Source organism: Enterococcus alcedinis (assembly GCF_014635985.1).
Lineage (GTDB): Bacteria > Bacillota > Bacilli > Lactobacillales > Enterococcaceae > Enterococcus_I > Enterococcus_I alcedinis.
Map to the genome: position 1 here is coordinate 78,433 of NZ_BMDT01000006.1, position 20,817 is coordinate 99,249.

Annotated in this window: 18 protein-coding genes and 1 other annotated feature; of the genes, 15 read left to right on the plus strand and 3 right to left on the minus strand. The window is 38.5% G+C overall.

The window, feature by feature from the left end:
* The first annotated feature begins 27 nt into the window (after positions 1–27).
* The 14 genes from ftsL to ileS all read left to right on the plus strand — a co-directional run bounded on the left by ftsL (position 28) and on the right by ileS (position 16,133).
* Positions 28–438 (plus strand): cell division protein FtsL, encoded by a 411-nt coding sequence (gene ftsL, locus IEV09_RS07660; protein WP_188367701.1) that lies wholly within the window; start codon positions 28–30, stop codon positions 436–438.
* Between the two features lie 3 nt (positions 439–441).
* Positions 442–2,652 (plus strand): penicillin-binding transpeptidase domain-containing protein, encoded by a 2,211-nt coding sequence (locus tag IEV09_RS07665; RefSeq protein WP_188367702.1) that lies wholly within the window; start codon positions 442–444, stop codon positions 2,650–2,652.
* A gap of 17 nt (positions 2,653–2,669) precedes the next feature.
* A complete protein-coding gene (gene mraY, locus IEV09_RS07670) occupies positions 2,670–3,635 on the plus strand; it encodes a phospho-N-acetylmuramoyl-pentapeptide-transferase (protein ID WP_188367703.1) in 966 nt (321 codons plus the stop codon).
* A 29-nt stretch (positions 3,636–3,664) separates the two neighbouring features.
* On the plus strand, positions 3,665–5,041 hold the full coding sequence (gene murD / locus IEV09_RS07675; protein ID WP_188367704.1) for a UDP-N-acetylmuramoyl-L-alanine--D-glutamate ligase: 1,377 nt from the start codon (positions 3,665–3,667) through the stop codon (positions 5,039–5,041).
* A 6-nt stretch (positions 5,042–5,047) separates the two neighbouring features.
* The gene (gene murG, locus IEV09_RS07680) at positions 5,048–6,145 is read left to right on the plus strand and encodes an undecaprenyldiphospho-muramoylpentapeptide beta-N-acetylglucosaminyltransferase (protein WP_188367705.1); all 1,098 of its coding nucleotides are present in this window, start codon (positions 5,048–5,050) and stop codon (positions 6,143–6,145) included.
* A 112-nt stretch (positions 6,146–6,257) separates the two neighbouring features.
* The gene (locus IEV09_RS07685) at positions 6,258–7,157 is read left to right on the plus strand and encodes a cell division protein FtsQ/DivIB (RefSeq protein ID WP_229731680.1); all 900 of its coding nucleotides are present in this window, start codon (positions 6,258–6,260) and stop codon (positions 7,155–7,157) included.
* A 148-nt stretch (positions 7,158–7,305) separates the two neighbouring features.
* Complete coding sequence (ftsA, locus tag IEV09_RS07690; RefSeq protein WP_188367706.1) at positions 7,306–8,625, plus strand: cell division protein FtsA; 1,320 nt, start codon at positions 7,306–7,308, stop codon at positions 8,623–8,625.
* A gap of 20 nt (positions 8,626–8,645) precedes the next feature.
* Entirely contained in the window at positions 8,646–9,890 is a 1,245-nt protein-coding gene (gene ftsZ / locus IEV09_RS07695; protein WP_188367707.1) for a cell division protein FtsZ, read from the plus strand.
* 14 nt (positions 9,891–9,904) lie between these two features.
* The gene (locus IEV09_RS07700) at positions 9,905–10,582 is read left to right on the plus strand and encodes a YggS family pyridoxal phosphate-dependent enzyme (RefSeq protein ID WP_188367708.1); all 678 of its coding nucleotides are present in this window, start codon (positions 9,905–9,907) and stop codon (positions 10,580–10,582) included.
* 41 nt (positions 10,583–10,623) lie between these two features.
* Positions 10,624–11,244 (plus strand): cell division protein SepF, encoded by a 621-nt coding sequence (locus tag IEV09_RS07705; protein ID WP_229731681.1) that lies wholly within the window; start codon positions 10,624–10,626, stop codon positions 11,242–11,244.
* Between the two features lie 18 nt (positions 11,245–11,262).
* Positions 11,263–11,541 (plus strand): YggT family protein, encoded by a 279-nt coding sequence (locus IEV09_RS07710; protein WP_229731682.1) that lies wholly within the window; start codon positions 11,263–11,265, stop codon positions 11,539–11,541.
* Positions 11,542–11,568: 27 nt separating this feature from the next.
* Complete coding sequence (locus IEV09_RS07715) at positions 11,569–12,351, plus strand: YlmH family RNA-binding protein (RefSeq protein WP_188367710.1); 783 nt, start codon at positions 11,569–11,571, stop codon at positions 12,349–12,351.
* Between the two features lie 18 nt (positions 12,352–12,369).
* Positions 12,370–13,074 carry a DivIVA domain-containing protein gene (locus IEV09_RS07720; RefSeq protein ID WP_188367711.1) on the plus strand — a complete coding sequence of 235 codons (705 nt, stop codon included), beginning with the start codon at positions 12,370–12,372 and terminating at the stop codon, positions 13,072–13,074.
* Positions 13,072–13,286: a binding site (T-box leader), on the plus strand. (Overlaps the previous gene by 3 nt.)
* 51 nt (positions 13,287–13,337) lie before the next feature.
* Positions 13,338–16,133, plus strand: coding sequence for an isoleucine--tRNA ligase (gene ileS, locus IEV09_RS07725; protein ID WP_188367712.1), 2,796 nt, complete (start codon positions 13,338–13,340; stop codon positions 16,131–16,133).
* A 197-nt stretch (positions 16,134–16,330) separates the two neighbouring features.
* On the opposite strand, the gene zwf is transcribed toward ileS, so the two are convergent.
* The 3 genes from zwf to IEV09_RS07740 all read right to left on the minus strand — a co-directional run bounded on the left by zwf (position 16,331) and on the right by IEV09_RS07740 (position 19,910).
* Positions 16,331–17,848 carry a glucose-6-phosphate dehydrogenase gene (zwf, locus tag IEV09_RS07730; RefSeq protein WP_188367713.1) on the minus strand — a complete coding sequence of 506 codons (1,518 nt, stop codon included), beginning with the start codon at positions 17,846–17,848 and terminating at the stop codon, positions 16,331–16,333.
* Positions 17,849–17,862: 14 nt separating this feature from the next.
* The gene (locus IEV09_RS07735) at positions 17,863–18,510 is read right to left on the minus strand and encodes a metal-dependent transcriptional regulator (protein WP_188367714.1); all 648 of its coding nucleotides are present in this window, start codon (positions 18,508–18,510) and stop codon (positions 17,863–17,865) included.
* 164 nt (positions 18,511–18,674) lie between these two features.
* Positions 18,675–19,910, minus strand: a complete 1,236-nt coding sequence (locus IEV09_RS07740; RefSeq protein ID WP_188367715.1) for an aminopeptidase — start codon at positions 19,908–19,910, stop codon at positions 18,675–18,677.
* Between the two features lie 233 nt (positions 19,911–20,143).
* Here IEV09_RS07740 and IEV09_RS07745 point away from each other — a divergent pair, with 233 nt between their 5' ends.
* Entirely contained in the window at positions 20,144–20,740 is a 597-nt protein-coding gene (locus IEV09_RS07745) for a TetR/AcrR family transcriptional regulator (protein WP_188367716.1), read from the plus strand.
* Positions 20,741–20,817: the final 77 nt, after the last annotated feature.

The following is a 20,817-nucleotide window of genomic DNA, read 5'->3' on the forward strand; positions in this document are numbered from 1 at the left end:
GAATGTGCACCGAGAGGAGAGAACAAGTTGGCAGAATTAAAAATGGAAGATTATTCCTATGGAGTAGAAGATGAATTAAATAGTGAGACTCATTTTTATTCTGAAGCTTTTCATGAGCCAGAACGACCAGATGTGGTCGTTGTTCCTCTTTCTCCAAAGCATCGATTAAAAAGAATCAGTCGCTTGGAAAGATTGATTGCGGGCGTATTACTTGTTGCCGTAATTGGTTTAAGTTTATTAATGATTCACTTACGTACGTCCATTACTCAAATGGAACATGAGATTTCAATTATTGAAGGGCAAACAGCCGTTAATAAGTCTGAGATTTTACGCTTAGAACAATCGAAAGCAGAATTGTCGAAAAGTGAACGTATCCGTGAAATTGCTGAAAAGCAAGGACTATCTATCCAAAGTGGTAATTTGAGGAAAGTGAAATAACTTATGATAAAAAAAATGAAGCAGTACTTTAAGAAGAATAAATTATCACCGATGAACAATCGCAAAAAAGTAGGAATTATTCTTTTTACTACGACTATTGGATTGTTTTTTTTATTTGTTTCTCGTTTAACGTATATTGTCGTGGTCGGTGATATCTCCGGTACATCTTTAGAAAGTAAAACGCAAGCGTTATATGAAGGAAGTAAAACGGTAAAAGCCAAGCGAGGAACTATTTATGATCGTAATGGCGTTGTGATTGCAGAAGATGCAACGTCTTATTCGGCTTACATCGTTTTAACTGATAGTTATGTATCGGGTGATAAAAAACTTTACGCTCAAGAAAAAGACTTTGAAACATTGGCAGCCATTTTAAAAGATGTTTTAGGGGATCGAATTGACCCGAAAAAAATCGTAGAAATACTCAAAAATGGTAAGAAAAATTCGAAATGGCAAGTCGATATCCAAAATGCAAAATCACTCACATTACAACAAAAAGAAGAAATTGAAGCAGCGATGGAGAGTAAAGGTGTTGCAGGGATTGAATTTAATGAACACCCATCACGCATTTATCCCAATGGTGTTTTTGCGTCCCATTTAATTGGTTATGCTGATATTAAAGAGCGAGAAGGCAAAGAATCGTTAGAAGGTGTTTTAGGAATTGAAGCAGCTTATAATGATTTACTTGCAGGTAAAGACGGTGAGATTGTTTTCCAAAAAGATAATTTCCAAAATCCATTACCTGGAACCGTTGCAGAGTCGATTCCGGCGCAAGATGGGCAAGACATTGTGACAACGATTGATAGCCGTCTACAAAGTTACTTAGAGACACTGATGGAAGAAGCTTTTGAAGAGGCAGAACCAGAATATATTACAGCTGTTTTAACAAAATCAAAGACCAATGAAATCGTCGCAATGTCACAATACCCTTCATTTAATCCAGAAACCAAAGAAGGCATGGATGAAGAAAAAGGCTTTATGTGGCAAAATCTCTTTGTCGAAGAAACTTATGAGCCGGGATCAACCATTAAAATTTTAACGGTTGCAAGTGCGATCGAGCAAGGGATTTTCAACCCGAATGAAACGTTTATGTCAGGTGAGATGAACTTAATTGATGCGAAAATTAGAGACTGGGATATTGCAACTGGATCAAGAGGAATGATGACGATGCGTCAAGCCCTTTCTTGGTCAAGTAACGTCGGAATGGTTAAATTAGAACAACGAATGACAGATCGTTGGCAACAGTATTTAACTGAATTTGGTTTTGGTAAACCAACAGGATCAGGATTGTTTAATGAAAAACAAGGCCTAATGCCAGAAGATAACATTGTAACAAAAGCCAACACGGCGTATGGACAAGGGATTGCTGTGACACAATTACAAATGCTCCAAGCGTTTACGGCGATTTCAAATGATGGAACGATAATTAAACCTTCTTATATTAAGAAATTCATCGATCCATTAACGGGTGAAGAAAAGTTAGTCGAACCAGAAGTCGTGGGGCAAGTATATGCGCCTGAAACGGCTCAACAAGTGCGTCAATACATGCGAGATGTTGTTGAAGATGAGCAATATGGAACGGCTTATGATATGTATAAAGTCGATGATTATAAAATTGCAGCAAAAACAGGGACAGCTCAAATTGCAGAAAATGGTCGCTATTTAGAAGGCGAGAATGATAATATTTACTCAGTCGTTACAATGTTGCCGGCTGAAGACCCTGAGTATACACTTTATGTGACGATGAAGAAACCAAAAGAATACAAAAATACAATCATACCAACCATTGCGAATTCAATTTTACAACGAGCGATGGACTTTAAAGAAGTTGATATGGTGGATACAAGTGCGATTCAAACCGAAAAAGTCACCGTTGATGATTATCGAAATTTGGAGACAGAACAAGCGATCGCAGCGATTGAAGCCAAAGGTTTAGTACCAGTTGTAATCGGCGAAGGAGACAAAGTTGATGCACAGTCAACACAAGCCAATTCGTATGTTCTCCCAGGAGAAACGATCTTACTATTAACGACTGGGGAATCACGTATGATGCCCGAGACGACAGGTTGGTCAAAAGCGAATTTATTAAAATTGGCTAATTTATTAGGCATGGAAGTGACCTTTAGTGGTGAAGGCTACAGTGTTGAACAAAGTATCGAGCCACAAAGCCCAATTAAAGGGAAAAATTTACACTTTAAATTAGAAAAAGAAAATTAGCTTAGGAGCGAAAATAGATGAAGTTGACAGAAATGATTTTGCCAATTGCAAGTGCATTTGGAATGACTGTTTCGACAATGCCAATGTTTATTGGTTATTTCCAAATGAAAAAATACGGACAAGAGATTAGAGAAGAAGGTCCCAATTGGCATCAAGTCAAATCAGGGACGCCGACGATGGGAGGCGCTGTCTTTTTAGCCTCAATCCTTCTAACAGCGATTTGGGTTGCTGCATGGCAAGGTCAATTAAGCTCTTCGTTATTTATTTCATTGTTCATTTTAGTCCTTTATGGCGCATTGGGTTTTGTTGATGATTTTATTAAGATCTTTAAAAAACGCAATATGGGGTTAACCTCATTACAAAAGTTAATTGGACAAATTATTGGAGGGGTTGTCTTTTACATTGTTTTAGTAATGGAAGGCACGAATAATACATTGAATCTATTTGGTTTTGATTTGCCGTTGTCTTATCTCTACGGTGCCTTTATTGTTGTTTGGCTTGTTGGTTTCTCAAATGCAGTCAATTTAACGGATGGTATTGATGGCCTCGTGTCTGGGCTTGGAACAATCTCGTTTGGTACGTATGCCATCATTGCTTGGCATCAACAACAATATGATATCTTAATTATTTGTTTAAGCGTTGTCGGCGCATTGATTGGCTTCTTTGGTTATAATCATAAACCAGCCAAAATTTTTATGGGTGATGTCGGATCATTGGCTTTAGGTGGATTACTTGCGACGATTTCTGTCTTGTTACACCAAGAGTGGACGCTACTATTAATAGGGATCATTTATATTTTTGAAACACTCAGCGTCATGATTCAAGTGACTTCATTTAAGTTAACAGGAAAAAGAGTCTTTAAAATGTCACCAGTCCACCATCATTTTGAAATGAGTGGTTGGTCTGAATGGAAAATTGATGGTGTGTTCTGGGGAATATCGTTGCTATTTTCAGCCATTACTTTATTGATATACTTTATGTAACTTAACCTTTACCCGTGGAGATGGACAAGATGAAAAAAATACAAAAATATCAAAATACAAAAATTCTAGTTCTCGGACTAGCTAGAAGCGGATTCAGTGCGGCCAAATTATTACATGATTTGGGCGCACTTGTTACCGTTAATGATGGAAAACCATTTGAAGAAAATCGTGAAGCACAAGACCTATTAGAGCTAGGAATTAAAGTGGTTACTGGGAGTCATCCGATTGAATTGCTGGATGAAGATTTTACACTCATGGTTAAAAATCCAGGGATACCCTATTCGCATCCGCTCGTTCAAGGTGCGTTAATCAAAGGACTACCGGTGATTACTGAGATTGAACTGGCTTATGAAATTTCAGAAGCGCCAATTATTGGAATTACTGGTACCAATGGAAAAACGACAACCACGACGATGATTGAACAAATATTAAACCAAGGCATGTCTCGTGGCAAAGCTTATTTATCTGGTAACATTGGCTATCCAGCAAGTTCAGTCGCAAGAGACGTGGCGAAAGACGATTGCTTGGTGATGGAACTATCGAGTTTTCAATTGATGGGTGTGATTGATTTCCGACCAGAGATTGCTGTTATTACAAACTTATATGAGGCACATTTGGATTACCATGGCGCGCGTGAGGAATATGTTGCAGCAAAATGGGCAATCCAAAAGCATATGACTGCATCGGACTGGCTCGTATTAAATTGGGATCAAGCTGAAATTCGTGCGTTAGCTGAAACGACACAAGCGCAAGTTATCCCGTTTTCAACGAAAGCAAAAGTTGATGGTGCCTATGCGTTAAATGGAAAGTTATACTATCAAACAGAAGAAATTATGGCGATAAATGATTTAGGTGTTCCTGGAGCACATAACATTGAAAATGCACTCGCAGCGATTGCGGTAGCCAAGTTAAAAGGCATTTCAACGTCTGTGATTCGTGAAGCGTTACAACATTTTACAGGTGTTGCCCATCGGACACAATATGTCGGGCAAATTCATCAAGTCAAATTTTATAATGATTCAAAAGCAACCAATATTTTAGCAACACAAATGGCACTAAGTGGTTTTGAACCAGGAAAAGTCATTTTATTAGCGGGTGGTTTAGATCGTGGAAATGGCTTCGAGGAACTCGTCCCTTCGTTAAAAGAAGTCAAAGCAGTTGTGTTATTCGGTGAGACAAAAAACAAGCTACGTCAAGCGGCACAACAAGCGGGTGTTTCAATCATTGAAGAGGCCATCGACGTTGCAAGCGCAGTACCACTAGCGTATCAATTGAGTCAAGCCGAGGATGTCATCTTATTGTCCCCAGCCAATGCAAGTTGGGATCAATACCTGAATTTTGAAATTCGTGGAGAGGCATTTATTCAAGCCTTTCAAGCGTTAGATGAAAAAGTTGGAAAGGAGTAAATAAACATGAAAATTGTTTTAACGGGTGGAGGCACCGGAGGACATATTTATCCGGCCTTAGCTTTTATTAATTATGTGAAAGAAATCGATCCAACAGCCGAATTCCTATATATAGGTGCCCAGCGAGGACTTGAAAATAAAATTTTACCTCAAACGGATATTCCTTTTGTTGCATTAGAAATTCAAGGATTTAAGCGCAAATTAACACTAGATAATTTAAAAACAATTCAACTCTTTATGAAGAGTGTGAAACAAGCGAAGAAATTATTAAAAGAATTTCAACCAGATGTTGTAATTGGAACGGGTGGTTATGTTTCAGGAGCGGTCATGTATGCAGCAGCAAAACTAAAGATACCGACGATTATCCATGAACAAAATAGTGTGCCTGGAGTAACAAATAAGTTCCTAGCACGCTATGTTGATCGGATTGGGATATCCTTTGAAGATTCTGCGAGTTATTTCCCAGCCAGTAAAACACGATTGGTGGGTAATCCGCGTGCTCAAGAAGTCAGAGGGATTGAAAAATCGTCAATCTTGGAGAAGTATCACTTAGATCCGAAGAAAAAAACAGTGCTTATCTTCGCAGGAAGCCAAGGGGCTAAAAAGATTAATGATGCGATTATTAAAGCTTTGCCTACTTTTGCAAAAAAAGATTATCAAATATTGTATTCAACGGGTGAAAGGTATTACGAAGAGTTAGAAGAGTCGATAGGGATGACGAAAGATGCCTTTGTTAATATTAGTATTCAACCTTACATTAATCAGATGGCGGAAGTCATGGCGAATTGCGATTTGCTGATTGGGCGAGCAGGAGCTTCTTCAATTGCAGAATTGACGAGTCTGGGACTGCCAGCCATTTTAATTCCAAGTCCTTATGTAACAAATGATCACCAAACGAAGAATGCACAGAGTTTGGTGGAAGTGGGTGCCGTAGCGATGATCACGGATGCAGAATTGACAGAAACAAACTTAGTTGCTAAAGTAGATGAGATTATGAACCAACCTGCGTTACATGAGCAAATGGCTCAAGCGTCCAAAACGCAAGGAATCCCTGATGCAGCTAGCCGTTTGTATGCGCTAGTTGAAGAAATTGTTAAGGGATAGTTAAGAGGAGGATAAGGCCATTAGTGATCGGAAAAATGAAAATGACAATGAGCAACTAACTCCTTGGCAAAAAGAACATTTACTGTATTTGGAGTCTGAAAAACAAAAAAAAGTGCTCGAAGAACCAATCACTGAAGATGAAGTGATTGAAGAGAGTGAAGATGACGCACCTGTGAAAGAAGTAGTTGACTCGCTTGATACAACAGAGGAAGAAGAATCAGACGACGACAATGTATTATCTTTTTCTAAAAAGTTACCCCATTTGCAAGCCTATCGTGATAAAAAATTACGCAAGCGTTTATTGTTACTTGTATTGATTTTTGTAGTCCCGTTATTTGGTTCGGTATACTATATCTCGCCACTTAGTAACCTTTCGAAAGTTGAGGTAGGTAAAGTCAGTCGAGTGACACCAAAAAGCATCCTAGCTTCTGCAGATTTAAAGGTGGGGGAGCGTTTATGGCCTCAATTTTTTAAACGCCAAGAAATTGCAGCAAAAGTCACACAAGCCAATCCAAGGATTAAAAAGACCACGATTTCACTTGAAAATTGGAATCAATTAGTCATTCAGATTAAAGAGTATGAAGAAGTAGCCTACTTGGTCAAAGGCAATCACTATTTGCCAATTTTGGAGAATGGAAGCATAGTGCAAGAGCCAATTAAGAAAATCGAAAATCATCATATTATTTTAGAAGGTTTTTCAAAAGAAACAATGATTTTAGATACCTTAAAAGCATACGCGCAACTGCCAGTAGAAATTCAAGATAGTATTTCACAAATTAAATTGTCGCCTTCGAAAAAAAATGATGAACTTCTCACGTTGTTTATGAATGATGGCAATCAAGTTTTTGTGAACATCTCGGATTTTTCAAAACAAATGAAATATTATTTACAAGTGGCGAAAGAAATGAAGGAAAAGGGAATTATCGACATGGAAGTTGGTATTTATACTTATCCTTATGCTGAAAAAGAAGAAGAAATGACTGAAAACAGTCAAACTGATGAAAGTTTTTAAGATTTTAGCGATATTTTTGATGAACGTCTTCCTTATACCAATAGAAATATGGTAAAATTAATGACAGTGAACAAAAGAATGATCGTATGAAAATATAACCACAACTTGTTCGATAGATAAGTAAATGAAGTAGGAGGGAATCCCATCCATGGCAAAAACAGGAATGTATGTTGGCCTAGATATTGGTACAACGTCTGTTAAGGTAATCGTAGCAGAATATATTGACAGCCAAATGAATATTATTGGCGTTGGAAATGCGAAATCAGAAGGAATTAATCGTGGAATTGTTGTCGATATTGATAAAACGGTTCAAGCAATTCAAAGAGCGGTAGGGCAAGCAGAAGAAAAAGCAGGTATTAAGATTCGTCAGGTGAGTGTTGGTGTACCAGCAAACTTATTAGAAGTTGAAAACTGCCAAGGAATGATTGCCGTTAGCGGTGATTCAAAAGAAATTACAAATGAAGATGTAAAAAATGTTGCTTCAGCAGCACTTGTACGCTCTGTACCACCAGAAAGACAAATTATTGCGATTCAACCACAAGAGTTTACAGTTGATGGATTTGAAGGCATTAAAGACCCACGTGGAATGATCGGTGTTCGTTTAGAAATGTTCGGACTACTATTCACAGGTCCGAAAACAATCGTTCATAATATCCGCCGTTGTGTAGAAAAAGCTGGTTTAGCAATTACCGAGATGGTGATTACACCTTTAGCATTAACAGAAACAATTTTATCTGACGGTGAAAAAGACTTCGGTACAATTGTGATTGAAGTTGGTGGTGGACAAACAACCACTTCAGTAATGCATGATAAGCAACTGAAATTTACGCATGTGAATCAAGAAGGTGGCGAATTTGTCACAAAAGACATTTCAACTGTCTTAAACACTTCTTTTAATAATGCAGAAGCACTAAAAATTAACTATGGTGATGCTTACCCAGAAAGAACATCTGCAAGTGAAGAGTTCCCTGTCGATGTGATTGGTAAATCAGAACCCGTTAAAATCGATGAACGTTATTTATCTGAAATCATCGAAGCACGTATGGAACAAATCTTCAATAAGTCAAAAGAAGTACTCGATGAGATTGATGCGCTTGACTTACCAGGTGGTATCGTATTAACTGGTGGGGCAGCAAGTATGCCTGGTATTGTAGACTTAGCACAAGAAATTTTTGGTGTAAATGTCAAATTATACGTACCAAATCATATGGGGTTACGTAATCCCGTTTTTACAAATGTCATCAGTATCGTTGATTACTCTGCAAACTTGAATGAGGTTTACCAATTAGCAAAAGTTGCTGTAACAGGCGAATACACTCAAGTTGAACCCGTAGCAACTTACCAAGAGCCAGTATATGACACAACTTATGAAACTCCAGAAGAGTCAGAAGTTTCGGTCGAAGAAACAAGCAATGCAAGCGTTGTTGATAAAGTAAAAGGCTTCTTTTCATCTATTTTTGAGAATTAATTTTAGGAGGAACTTAAACGATGGAATTTTCAATTGATAATAATATCCATGAAGGCGCAGTAATTAAAGTTATTGGTGTCGGCGGTGGTGGCGGAAACGCTGTAAACCGTATGATCGAAGAAAACGTTAAAGGCGTTGAATTTATTGCAGTCAACACAGACGTTCAAGCATTAAGAAACTCAAAAGCAGAAACAGTTATTCAATTAGGCCCTAAATATACGCGTGGTCTAGGTGCTGGTTCACAACCAGAAGTGGGTCAAAAAGCCGCTGAAGAAAGTGAACAATTCATCCGTGAAGCGTTAGAAGGTGCTGACATGGTCTTCATCACTGCAGGTATGGGTGGCGGAACTGGAACGGGAGCTGCTCCAATCGTTGCTGGAATCGCTAAAGATATCGGCGCATTGTCTGTTGGTGTTGTGACACGTCCATTCACTTTTGAGGGACCAAAACGTGGTCGCTTTGCAGCTGAAGGAATTGCAAAATTAAAAGAGAATGTTGATACATTACTAATCATTTCAAATAACCGTCTATTAGAAATCGTAGACAAGAAAACGCCAATGTTAGAAGCTTTCCGTGAAGCGGATAACGTATTACGCCAAGGTGTTCAAGGGATTTCTGATTTAATTACTGCTCCAGGTTACGTAAACTTAGACTTTGCGGATGTGAAGACAGTGATGGAGAACCAAGGAACAGCTTTAATGGGAATTGGTGTTGCTAGCGGTGAAGACCGTGTTATCGAAGCAACGAAAAAAGCGATTGCGTCACCATTACTAGAAACATCAATCGAAGGTGCAGAACAAGTCTTACTAAACATTACTGGTGGCTTAGACATGACATTGTTCGAAGCACAAGACGCTTCAGATATCGTTTCAAATGCAGCAAGTGGCGATGTCAATATCATTTTAGGTACATCGATTAATGAAGAGTTAGGCGATGAAATTCGTGTAACTGTTATTGCAACAGGGATTGACCCTTCAAAAAAAAAGGACGTTAGAGGCAGTCGTCCAGCGAGAGCATCACAACAAGTGAATGCACCCGCACAACGACCTGTCTTAGACTTAGATCAAGCCCAACCTGCTCATGAAAGCGAAGATAATGCTTTTGGAGATTGGGATATTCGTAGAGATCAAACTGTTCGCCCTAAAGTTGAGGAAACTCATTTTGATTCGATTGAAAAAAAAGATTTCGAAACATTCAATCGTGAAGAAGTTAAACCAAATGACGACGAATTAAACACACCACCATTCTTTCGTCGTAGAAGATAAGGAGGCCAGAGCATATGATTTCTGATAACTTGCGAAAAGTAAGGCAAGAGATACAGAATTCCTGTGCTCTTGTTTCTCGTAAAGTAGAAGAAGTGACGCTTGTCGCAGTGACTAAAAGCGTCGATAGCGCTAAAATGAAGGAATTATACGAAGAAGATCAAACCGTTTTCGCTGAGAATCGTGTCGATGTTTTACTGCAAAAGCAAGCTGAACTAGCTGATTACCCAGCAATTGAATGGCATTTTATCGGTCATTTACAACGTCGGAAAGTCAAAGATATAATTAATAAGATTGACTACTTTCATGCATTAGAAAGCTTAAAGCTTGCCGGAGAAATCCAAAAAAGAGCACAAAAAGCGATTCGTTGCTTTGTAGAAGTTAATGTCTCAGGCGAAGCGAGTAAGCTAGGAATTCGTCCAGAAGAAGTGTTGTCTTTTATTCAGTCATTAGCTAGCTATGATAAAATTGAAGTTGTTGGCTTGATGATGATGGCCCCTTATGACTCAACAGTTGAAGAGCAAAGAAGTTATTTTACTCAATTAAAACAATTACAAGAAGCAGTTTCCGTACAGAAGTATTCCCATGCCCCATGCACAGAATTAAGTATGGGTATGTCAAATGATTATCCAGTAGCAATTGAAGTTGGAGCGACCTATGTTCGAGTGGGGAGCGCACTATTTGAAGATGAGTGAAGGAGGAAAATGATATGTCTCTAAAAGATTTTTTTGGCAATATGGGCAGTTTCTTCGGACTAGAAGAGGGCGAAGATGATCAAGAGGTTGCTGTTAGGCAACCGTCTCCGTCTCAGCCTAAACCTCAACCCAAACAGCCGGCTACACGGAGCTTTCAACAAGTTCCACCAACACAACAACAAAGTAGAGTGCAAAGTCCAGCACAAGGGCAAAAAGTCGCTGCAAGAGAGTCGCAACGGGCACCGAGAATGGAACCACAGTCACGAACACAAAGTAATGCATCACAACGAAAACCGCAAAAAGCTGAAAAGAAGGTTGTTACGATGCCTTCTGACAGAAAAGGCACCCGTACGCGTGGAGCAACGAATGATTCATCAGGGACAATTATGATCTTAGAGCCTCGGGTCTATTCAGAAGCGATGAAAATCGCAAAACATGTTATGAGTGGCAATTCTGTCTTGGTTAACTTTCATTTAATGGAGGAATATCAAGCGAGACGCGTGGTTGATTTCTTAACCGGAACGGTTTATGCAGAAGACGGGGATATAAAACGTGTTTCCGATGAAATGTTTTTATGCACACCGAAAACAGTTGAAATCGAAGGCGCAGCTAAATCTCTCGTTCAACACGATATGTTTGATCTTAGCGAAATGTCGCTATAGAAGGAGGAAGGAACACATTTGTTCGTTTTTTGGTTAGTTCAATTAATTAGTAAAGCAATTTATTTATACACGGTATTACTTGTTATTTATGCACTATTATCGTGGTTTCCAGGAGGCTATCAATCAAGTTTTGGGCGTTTTTTAGCTAAAATTTGTGAGCCGTATTTAGGTCTATTCGATCATTTGAATTTATCGTTCGGACCGGTAAACTTTAATATCGCCTTTGCCATTATTGTCTTACAATTAGCGTCACAGGCATTGGTTTTAATCTTAAATAGAATTGCTTTCATGTTCTAAATAAAATAAATAGGGGAGAGAGATTCGGTGGATGCCAATATCTATCAACATTTTCGAAGTGATGAGCACTCTTTTATTGATCTGGTAGGCGATTGGTTAGAACAAGTTTCTTTTCAATATGCCCCCTACTTAACTGAATTTTTAGATCCAAGACAAGCATATATTTTAGAAACCTTAGTTCGTCAAGAGACGGATTTGAAATTTCGTTTCTTTGGTGGCTACGGTACCGCGGAACGTGTTCGTTGTATGATCTATCCAGAATACTACGAACCGGAGCAAGAGGAGTTTGAAATTGTGTTATTTGAAATCAATTACCCTAAAAAATTCACAACATTGAGTCATGGGAAAATTTTAGGGACATTAATTGGTTCAGGTATGAAACGAGAAATGTTTGGGGATATCATTTCCGACGGGGAAAATTGGCAAGTGTTTGTGGCAAAAGAAGTCGCTTCTTATTTACAAATGCAAGTCAATAAAATCGGAAGTGTCACTGTTCGTTTGGATTTGAAAAATTACACAGAAATACTCACGCCAAAAGATGGCTGGTCACAAGAAAAAACAACCGTCTCTTCTTTACGATTAGATACAGTAATCGCAACGATTTTTAATATTTCTAGACAACGTTCAAAACAATTAATTGAATCAGGAAAGATTAAGATTAACTGGATTGAGACACAAAGACCAGACTTTATGTTAGACTTACTAGACATTGTTTCCATTCGCGGTTTCGGCCGCCTTCAAATCCAAGAAATTGAAGGGAAAACAAAGAAAGAAAAAATTCGTTTAGCATTAGGTGTCTTGCGAAAATAAATTACGAGGTGAAAAAATATGGCTTTAACTCCATTAGATATTCAAAATAAAACGTTTCAAACAAAAATGCGTGGTTACGAAAAAGATGAGGTTGATGATTTCTTAGATCTGATTGTTCGCGACTATGAAGATTCTGTTCAAAAAAATCGTGAACTAGAAAAAGCATTGAAGCATGCAGAAGAAAAACTCGAGTATTTTAATGAGTTGAAAGATGCTCTAAACCAATCGATTATCGTCGCCCAAGACACAGCAGACAAGGTTAAGACAAGTGCAAGCAAAGAATCAGAAGTAATCGTAACATCAGCACAAAATAAAGCCGATGAAATGATTGCCAAAGCTGAAAAACGTGCGGACGCTTTAACGTTAGCTGCGGAAGAAAAAGCGAAAGAAGTTTTAACAGAAGCGACTGAGAATGCTCGTCAATTAGCTGTTGAAACGAACGATTTGAAGAAAAAGACAAGAGTATTCCATAATAGCTTGTTATTAATGTTAGAAACACAATTAAACCAAGTTAAATCACCAGAGTGGGATGAAATTTTAGCACCATTTTCAAGTTATGTTCAAGACAGCCATCAAGTGATTCGTGAAGTTTTAGCGAAAGAACTTGACAATGAAAATGAATCTGAAGTAAACTCTAGTCAAGCAGTTGTAAATGAAACAGATTATACTGTTTTAGAAGCCGATGGCAAAGTCGTTCGTGTTTCTGATAACGAAAATAACTAATAAACTTTAAATAGAACAGAAAAATGAATTGTATTTTTTTAGCGAGTTGACGATAGTGAGAGGTCAATAAACCCTGCAATCCATTAGATCCTCTATTTTGTTTGATTTTGAAAGTCAGTAGAAATCAACGATTAATCTCGTTAACGATTCTAAAGGAAAATGAGTCATCATTTTCAAACTTTGGGTGGTACCGCGATACGTTCGTCCCTATTTTAGGGGAGGAGCGTTTTTTTGTGCTTAAAATGAAAGGAAGAGATCAATAAATGAAAATGAAAGAAACGTTACACTTAGGGAAAACAGCTTTTCCAATGCGTGCGAACTTACCAAATCGTGAAATCGAATGGCAAAAAGATTGGGAAGAAAAAGATATTTATGGCTTACGTCAAAAATTAAACGAAGGCAAACCAACCTTTGTTTTACATGATGGACCACCGTTTGCCAATGGAAATATTCACTTAGGTCACTCACTAAATAAAATTAGTAAAGATATTATTGTTCGTTCAAAATCAATGTCGGGCTTCCGTGCGCCTTACGTTCCTGGTTGGGATACACATGGATTACCAATTGAGCAAGTGTTAACAAACAAAGGCGTTAAGCGTAAAGAAATGACGATGGCAGAATACCGCCAAGCGTGTCATGATTATGCGATGACACAAGTCGATACACAACGCGAGGATTTCAAACGTCTAGGTGTTTCAGGCGATTGGGAGAACCCGTATATTACTTTAACACCGGATTATGAAGCAGCTGAAATTCGTGTTTTTGGTAAAATGGCAGAAAAAGGTTATATTTATAAAGGATTAAAACCAATTTATTGGTCACCATCAAGTGAATCTTCACTGGCTGAAGCAGAAATTGAATATAAAGATGTTAAATCGGCATCGATTTATGTTGCCTTCCAAGTAAAAGATGGTAAAGGGTTATTAGACGAGGATACTGCTTTTGTTATCTGGACAACTACCCCTTGGACGTTACCAGCAAACATGGGAATTACAGTGAATGCGGATTATGCTTATGTGCAAATTTTAGCTGACGGTCGTAAATTTATTGTTGCAAAAGACTTACTAAAACAAGTTTCTGAAGCGATTGGTTGGGAAACAATTGAAGTTTTACAAGAATTCTCAGGCGATCAGTTAGAAATGATGACGGCTCAACATCCGTTTTATGATCGTACATCATTATTAATGCTAGGTGATCACGTAACGCTAGAAGCCGGAACAGGACTGGTACATACGGCTCCTGGACACGGGGAGGATGACTACATTGTTAGTCGTCGCTATGGTTTAGAAGTTCTTTCACCAGTTGATGGGCGTGGGGTCTTTACAGATGAAGCACCGATGTTTGAAGGGGTCTTCTATGATAAAGCCAATCCAATGATTACTGAATTATTAACTGAAAAAAATGCGTTACTAAAATTAGATTTCTTTACACATAGCTACCCACATGACTGGCGTACGAAGAAACCAGTAATTTTCCGTGCAACACCACAATGGTTTGCATCGATTGATAAATTCCGCCAAAACATGTTAGATGAAGTTGAAAAAGTCGATTGGTTATTGCCTTGGGGTAAAACACGTATTTACAATATGGTCCGTGACCGTGGCGATTGGGTTATTTCACGTCAAAGAGCTTGGGGTGTACCGTTGCCAATTTTCTATGCAGAAAATGGTGAGCCAATCATCACACCAGAAACAATTGAACATGTAGCGAATTTATTCGAGGAACATGGTTCAAATATTTGGTTCCAAAAAGAAGCAAAAGAATTGTTACCAGCTGGCTTTACACATCCAGATTCTCCAAACGGTGAATTCACGAAAGAAACAGACATTATGGACGTTTGGTTTGATTCAGGTTCTTCCCATGAAGCCGTTTTACGCCAACGTGATGACTTAACTTTCCCAGCCGATATGTACTTAGAAGGTTCAGATCAATACCGTGGTTGGTTTAACTCAAGCTTAACAACAAGTGTCGCAATTAACGGCGTAGCTCCTTATAAATCCGTCTTATCTCAAGGCTTTGTTTTAGATGGGGAAGGCCGTAAAATGAGTAAATCACTTGGAAACACGATGTTACCAGATAAAGTGATTAAACAAATGGGTGCAGATATCTTACGTCTATGGGTAAGTAGTGTCGATTACGAAGCCGATGTTCGTGTATCGATGGATATTTTAAACCAAGTATCTGAATCTTATCGTAAAATCCGTAACACAATGCGTTTCTTAATTGCAAATACGGAAGACTTTAATCCAACAACCGATCGTGTGGCTTACGATGATTTACGTTCAGTCGATAAATACATGACGGTTCGTTTAAATCAAACAATTAAAGAAATTCGTGAAGAAGGTTATGAGAAGTATAACTTCTTACAAATTTACCGTACGGTTATGAACTTCTTAACCGTTGACTTATCGTCATTCTACTTAGATTTTGCGAAAGATGTTGTTTACATCGAAGCCAAAGATGACCAGCAACGTCGTTCAATGCAAACCGTCTTTTATGATGTGGCAAAAGAGTTAACAAAATTATTAACACCAATTTTACCGCATACTTCAGAAGAAATTTGGTCATTCTTAAAAGAAGAAGAAGCTTACGTACAATTAGCTGAATTCCCAGAATACCAAGAATTCCCGAATCAAGCGGAATTGTTAGATACGTGGTCAGCATTTATGGACTTTAGAGATGATGTCTTAAAAGCACTAGAAGAAGCACGTAATGCGAAGCTTATTGGTAAATCATTAGAAGCGAAATTAACCATCTATCCAACAGAACCAGTAGCTAGCTTATTAACAGCAGTGAATGCCAACTTGCCTCAATTATTAATCGTTTCACCTGATTTCTTTGAAGTTAAAGCAGTCGGTACTGAAGCACCTGAAACAGCAATGACATTCAGCAATGTTTCAATCTTAGTTGAAAAAGCAGAAGGCGATGTTTGTGATCGTTGTCGTCAAGTCAAAAATGACGTCGGAAGCGACACGCAATTACCGACGCTTTGCGGACACTGTGCGTCAATCGTAACAAGTGAATTCCCAGAAGCCGTTGCAGAAGGATTCGAAGCATAATAAAGAGTCAGTTTAAACCAATTTTCGCTGTTAGATTAATATCTGATGGTGAAAGTTGGTTTTCTTTGGTTATGGATAAGAATAACTGAAATCAAAGCTATCTTAAACAATCTTCCGCTCTGTGAATCTAAGTATTGTGTGAATCGCATCCATAAAAAAAGCAAGTTGAGAATAGTCTCAACTTGCTTTTTTAAATATTATAGTAAGTTACGTTCGCGGTACCACTCATCTGGATGCCAGATCCATTTGAAGCCATCTTTTTCAAGTAGTTCAAAAGCAGCTTCTGGACCCATTGTTCCAGCTGGATAGGTTTCACAGCCTTCTTCACTTTGATCCCAAGTTTGACGAATCACGTCAACAATGCGCCAAGATTGTGCGACTTCTTTCCAGTGAGTAAAGTTTGTCCCATCGCCTTTTAAAGCGTCAAGTAATAATTTTTCATAGGCTTCAGGTGTGTTTTCAATCGCTTCAGCACTATTGCGGTAAGCAAGTTGTGTTGGCAGCATATTGAATGAAGGACCGACTTCTTTGCCGTTTAATGACAATGAGAAGCCTTCTGTTGGCTGAATATAGATGGTTAAGACGTTTGGCTCTAAAGCAGGTTGTTCGCACTCTGCACCAACTTCTGCTTTAAATAGGTTCACTGGCACTTGTTTGAAGACAACATTGATACGCGTGCCTTTTTCAGTCAATCGTTTACCAGTGCGCACGTAGAACGGCACACCTGACCAACGGAAGTTATCAATCGTAAACTTACCTGCCACAAAAGTTTCAGTTTTAGAATCCTCAGCAACACCAGGTTCTTCTAAGTAACCAAGGTATTGATTATCGGCTAAGCGACCAGCAGTATACTGTCCACGAATAAAGTTTTCTTTGACTTCTTCGGGCGTATATACGCGTACCGCTTCAAGTGCTTTGATTTTTTCAGCGCGAATCTCTTGTTCAGAAAAGGCAACAGGGGGTTCCATCACAAGAAGTGAAAGGACTTGTAAGATATGATTTTGAACCATGTCTTTTAATGCCCCACTCTTGTCGTAGTAACCGCCACGATCTTCAACGCCTAAATTTTCAGCAATCGAAATTTGCACGTTATCGATGTAACGATTATTCCACATGGATTCAAAAATATTATTGGCAAAACGAATGGCTGAAATATTTTGAATCATTTCTTTCCCTAAGTAGTGGTCAATGCGATAAATTTCATTTTCAGCGAAGACACTTGTAATTTCTTCATTTAATTTTGCAGCGGTTTCGTAATCTGTTCCAAAAGGTTTTTCGATGATTACGCGGTGGTAGCCATCAGATGTTAACATCTTTTGTGATTCCAAGTGAGAGACAATCGTTCCAAAGAAAGCAGGTGACATCGCTAAGTAATACAAACGGTTGCCATCCAGTGTGTATTTCGCATCCAGTGTATCAGCTAAGTCTTTTAATTTGTCATAATGCTCTGTATCATTGACATCATGTGCTTGGTAATAAAAGTGGGAAGAAAAGGCTTGCGCTTCTTCCTCAGTAGGATTTAAGTAAGCAATGGTTTCTTGGACGATTTCGCGGTATGTTTCATCTGACCAAGGGCGTCTTGCTGTTCCGATAACCGCAAAAGACTCCACTAGGCTTCCTGTTCGGTATAAACGAAACAAGGAAGGATATAATTTTCTTTGGGCCAAATCCCCTGTGGCGCCAAAAATCGTAAATAAGACTTTGTTTTCTTTCATTGTTATCACTCCTCTTATAATATATCAACAAAAATTGAGTTGGCTGCCTTGTAGCTAACTACGACTTTTTTTGTTTCATTGCTAAGTGTAATTGGACCTTCATAAGGTGAGATGCTTGAAATCTCATATTCTTCATCAAGGTGAAGATCAATCATCACAAGGTAGTCAAGTAATTCTCGTTCATCAAGTACACGAGCGATTCGAATTTTTGAGTGAACAGGATAAAAGGAGAGTAGCTCTCGCTTTTTTTCACGAACCAAATGATTCTCCTTAGGAATCATGCCACCGTGTGGGCAGTACTGTGGTGAGTGGAGGTATTGATCGAGGCGACTTGCTAAAGTACTAGAAGTAATGTGCTCCAAAACTTCTGCTTCTTCGTGAACATCATTCCAAGAATAACCAAGGTGTTCTACTAGAAAAACTTCCCATAATCGATGTTTTCGAATTAATGCACTCGCTAAGGTCAATCCTGTCTCAGTCAATTGTACCCCTTGATAAGGGACATGGTGAATAAAGTCTTCTTTAACCAATTTCGTAATCATTTCACTAACAGAGGCGGGTGAAACATTTAAACCAGCAACAATTTGTTTATTGCTAATCTGTTTTTCTTCGCCACCAAGCTCTAAGATTAATTTTAAATAGTCCTCACGATTTGGTGTCATTTTATCTTCATTCCTTCCATATGAAGTTGATTCTATCAAAAAATCCCTCGCTTTACTACCTAAAAGAAAGAGAAGGTCTAAATAATCGAAAAGACTGTGACAAATTTTCCCCACAACCATAAAATAAGTGGGAAGTAATCATTGTCACAGTCTCAAAATACGTTTTAAGCCCAGTTTCCGTTACGGAATACTGGAACTTTTGTCCCATCTTCACGAATACCGTCAATATTCATTTCACTTGATCCAATCATAAAGTCTACATGTGTATGGCTACGATTGATACCCGCTGCAATCAACTCTTCTTCGGACATTTCTGTTCCACCTTGCAAACTAAAAGCATAGGCAGATCCGAAAGCTAAGTGATTTGAGGCATTTTCATCAAATAAAGTATTGAAGAACGTGATACCCGATTGTGAAATAGGTGAAGGATCTGGAACAAGAGCCACTTCGCCTAGACGTCTAGCGCCTTCATCGGTATCAAGTAAGTTGGCTAAAACTTCTTGGCCTTCTTCGGCAGAGAAATCAACAACTTTTCCATCTTTAAAGGTAAATTTCATCCCTGAGATGATGCTACCGGCATAACTTAGTGGTTTTGTACTCGAAACATAGCCATCCACACGATTCGCATCAGGAGCGGAGAAGACTTCTTCTGTCGGCATGTTCGCGTTGAAAATTTCGCCGCGTGTATTCACGCTATCGCCGCCGTCCCAATGGTGATTTTTAGGTAATCCAACGACTAAATCCGTTCCAGGAGCCGTATAGTGAAGGGCAACAAATTGCTCCTCATTTAATGAAGCTGCTTTTGATTGCAATAAGTCATTGTGTGCTTGCCAAGCAGCTACAGGATCTTCTGCGTAGATACGAGTCGTTTTGAAGATTTGATCCCATAAAGCATCTTTTGCTTCTTCATCTGAGAGTTCTGGGAAAACTTTATTTGCCCATTCTTGTCCTGCTGCAGCGACAACGGTCCAAGATAATTTGTTAGCCTGTGTTGCTTTACGGACATTCATCATCGCTTGTCCTGCTGCTTTTTGATAAGTCGCCACTCTTTGTGGATCGACACCTGCTAAAGCACCTGGATCAGAAGAAGCAACGCTGATGCGACTTGCGCCTAGTTCAACCCAAGCATCGCCTTCGTCAATTTGGTATTGAGGGATTGTTTCAAGACGATCTTGATCCGCATGTAGGTAGAATTCTTTTTGGATCGCATCATCACTCCATTTAACGATGACTTGTGCTGCACCTAATTCATAGGCTTTTTTTGTAATTAAGCGAGCGAGATCACGTTGATCCACACTAATATTTAAAACAACTGTTTGCGATTTTTGCACGTTCACACCAATCGCGACAATTAATTGAGCATACTTTTCTAGATTTTCATTAAAATTTGCTAATACCATTTATTATTCCTCCTTAATTAAATCACTATCGTTTCTAATTATAGCACTTATTTTCTTTTAACAAAATATAACTTGTCATTTATTTGAGCAAAAAAACAAGTGAAATTTATTTTTTTCATAATAAAGTCAATTGCCAAGGCGCTAGATTATTCTTTTTTGAAAAAAAATGATAAGATAAAACGAGAGGTTGGGTAAAAGCGCGTAGCAGACTGTACAGAAGGAGAATGAGGAAAATGGCACGTAAAAAAACGATAACAAGAGACCAAATTTTAGTTGCTGCTCATCAGGTGATTTCGGACAGAGGTTTTTCTCATTTTACTGCTCGAAATATCGCTACTCAAATGAACTGTTCCACACAACCAATTTACTTAGAATTTAAAAACATGGATGATTTAAAAGAAGCACTTTTTCATTTGATGGCTGAGAAAACTTCGGAAACCTTTTTAGAGGCGGCAAAAGAAGCGCCTTATTTAATAAAATTAGGTGTCGCATTCGTCTCTTTTGCAAGAGAGAATCGTCAGTTGTATCAATCGTTGTATTTAGAAGAAGAACTAGGTGCAAAAGCCATGCAACAAGCTTTTCAGGAGTGTTTCAACGGCTTGCTAATTAAAGAAGAAGCGGGGATTGAGCGCTCAGACGAAGAAATGAAAGAACAATTTATGATGTTTTGGATTTATATTTCGGGTTTAGCCTCCATGGAGAGTGAGAAAATCCTAACTTATTCCAATGAAGAATTAGAAACAATGTTGACGGCTTTTTTACTATCGATGAAAAAAGAGAAAAGCGAGATGCAACCTTTATTTACTTTAGGGAATTTATTTAGAAATTAATACATAAGAACCTCAAAGCGTTGTGCTTACACCTATTAATGGATGCAAGCACAACGCTTTGAGGTTCTTGATTGTTG

Excerpts from the sequence above, each read along its gene's own strand:
- mraY (WP_188367703.1), top strand. The coding sequence starts at position 2,670 with ATGAAGTTGACAGAAATGATTTTGCCAATTGCAAGTGCATTTGGAATG.
- ftsZ (WP_188367707.1), top strand. The coding sequence starts at position 8,646 with ATGGAATTTTCAATTGATAATAATATCCATGAAGGCGCAGTAATTAAA.
- zwf (WP_188367713.1), bottom strand. The coding sequence starts at position 17,848 with ATGAAAGAAAACAAAGTCTTATTTACGATTTTTGGCGCCACAGGGGAT.
- IEV09_RS07735 (WP_188367714.1), bottom strand. The coding sequence starts at position 18,510 with ATGACACCAAATCGTGAGGACTATTTAAAATTAATCTTAGAGCTTGGT.
- IEV09_RS07665 (WP_188367702.1), top strand. The coding sequence starts at position 442 with ATGATAAAAAAAATGAAGCAGTACTTTAAGAAGAATAAATTATCACCG.
- ftsA (WP_188367706.1), top strand. The coding sequence starts at position 7,306 with ATGGCAAAAACAGGAATGTATGTTGGCCTAGATATTGGTACAACGTCT.
- murG (WP_188367705.1), top strand. The coding sequence starts at position 5,048 with ATGAAAATTGTTTTAACGGGTGGAGGCACCGGAGGACATATTTATCCG.
- IEV09_RS07720 (WP_188367711.1), top strand. The coding sequence starts at position 12,370 with ATGGCTTTAACTCCATTAGATATTCAAAATAAAACGTTTCAAACAAAA.
- murD (WP_188367704.1), top strand. The coding sequence starts at position 3,665 with ATGAAAAAAATACAAAAATATCAAAATACAAAAATTCTAGTTCTCGGA.
- IEV09_RS07700 (WP_188367708.1), top strand. The coding sequence starts at position 9,905 with ATGATTTCTGATAACTTGCGAAAAGTAAGGCAAGAGATACAGAATTCC.
- IEV09_RS07740 (WP_188367715.1), bottom strand. The coding sequence starts at position 19,910 with ATGGTATTAGCAAATTTTAATGAAAATCTAGAAAAGTATGCTCAATTA.
- IEV09_RS07745 (WP_188367716.1), top strand. The coding sequence starts at position 20,144 with ATGGCACGTAAAAAAACGATAACAAGAGACCAAATTTTAGTTGCTGCT.
- IEV09_RS07705 (WP_229731681.1), top strand. The coding sequence starts at position 10,624 with ATGGGCAGTTTCTTCGGACTAGAAGAGGGCGAAGATGATCAAGAGGTT.
- ileS (WP_188367712.1), top strand. The coding sequence starts at position 13,338 with ATGAAAATGAAAGAAACGTTACACTTAGGGAAAACAGCTTTTCCAATG.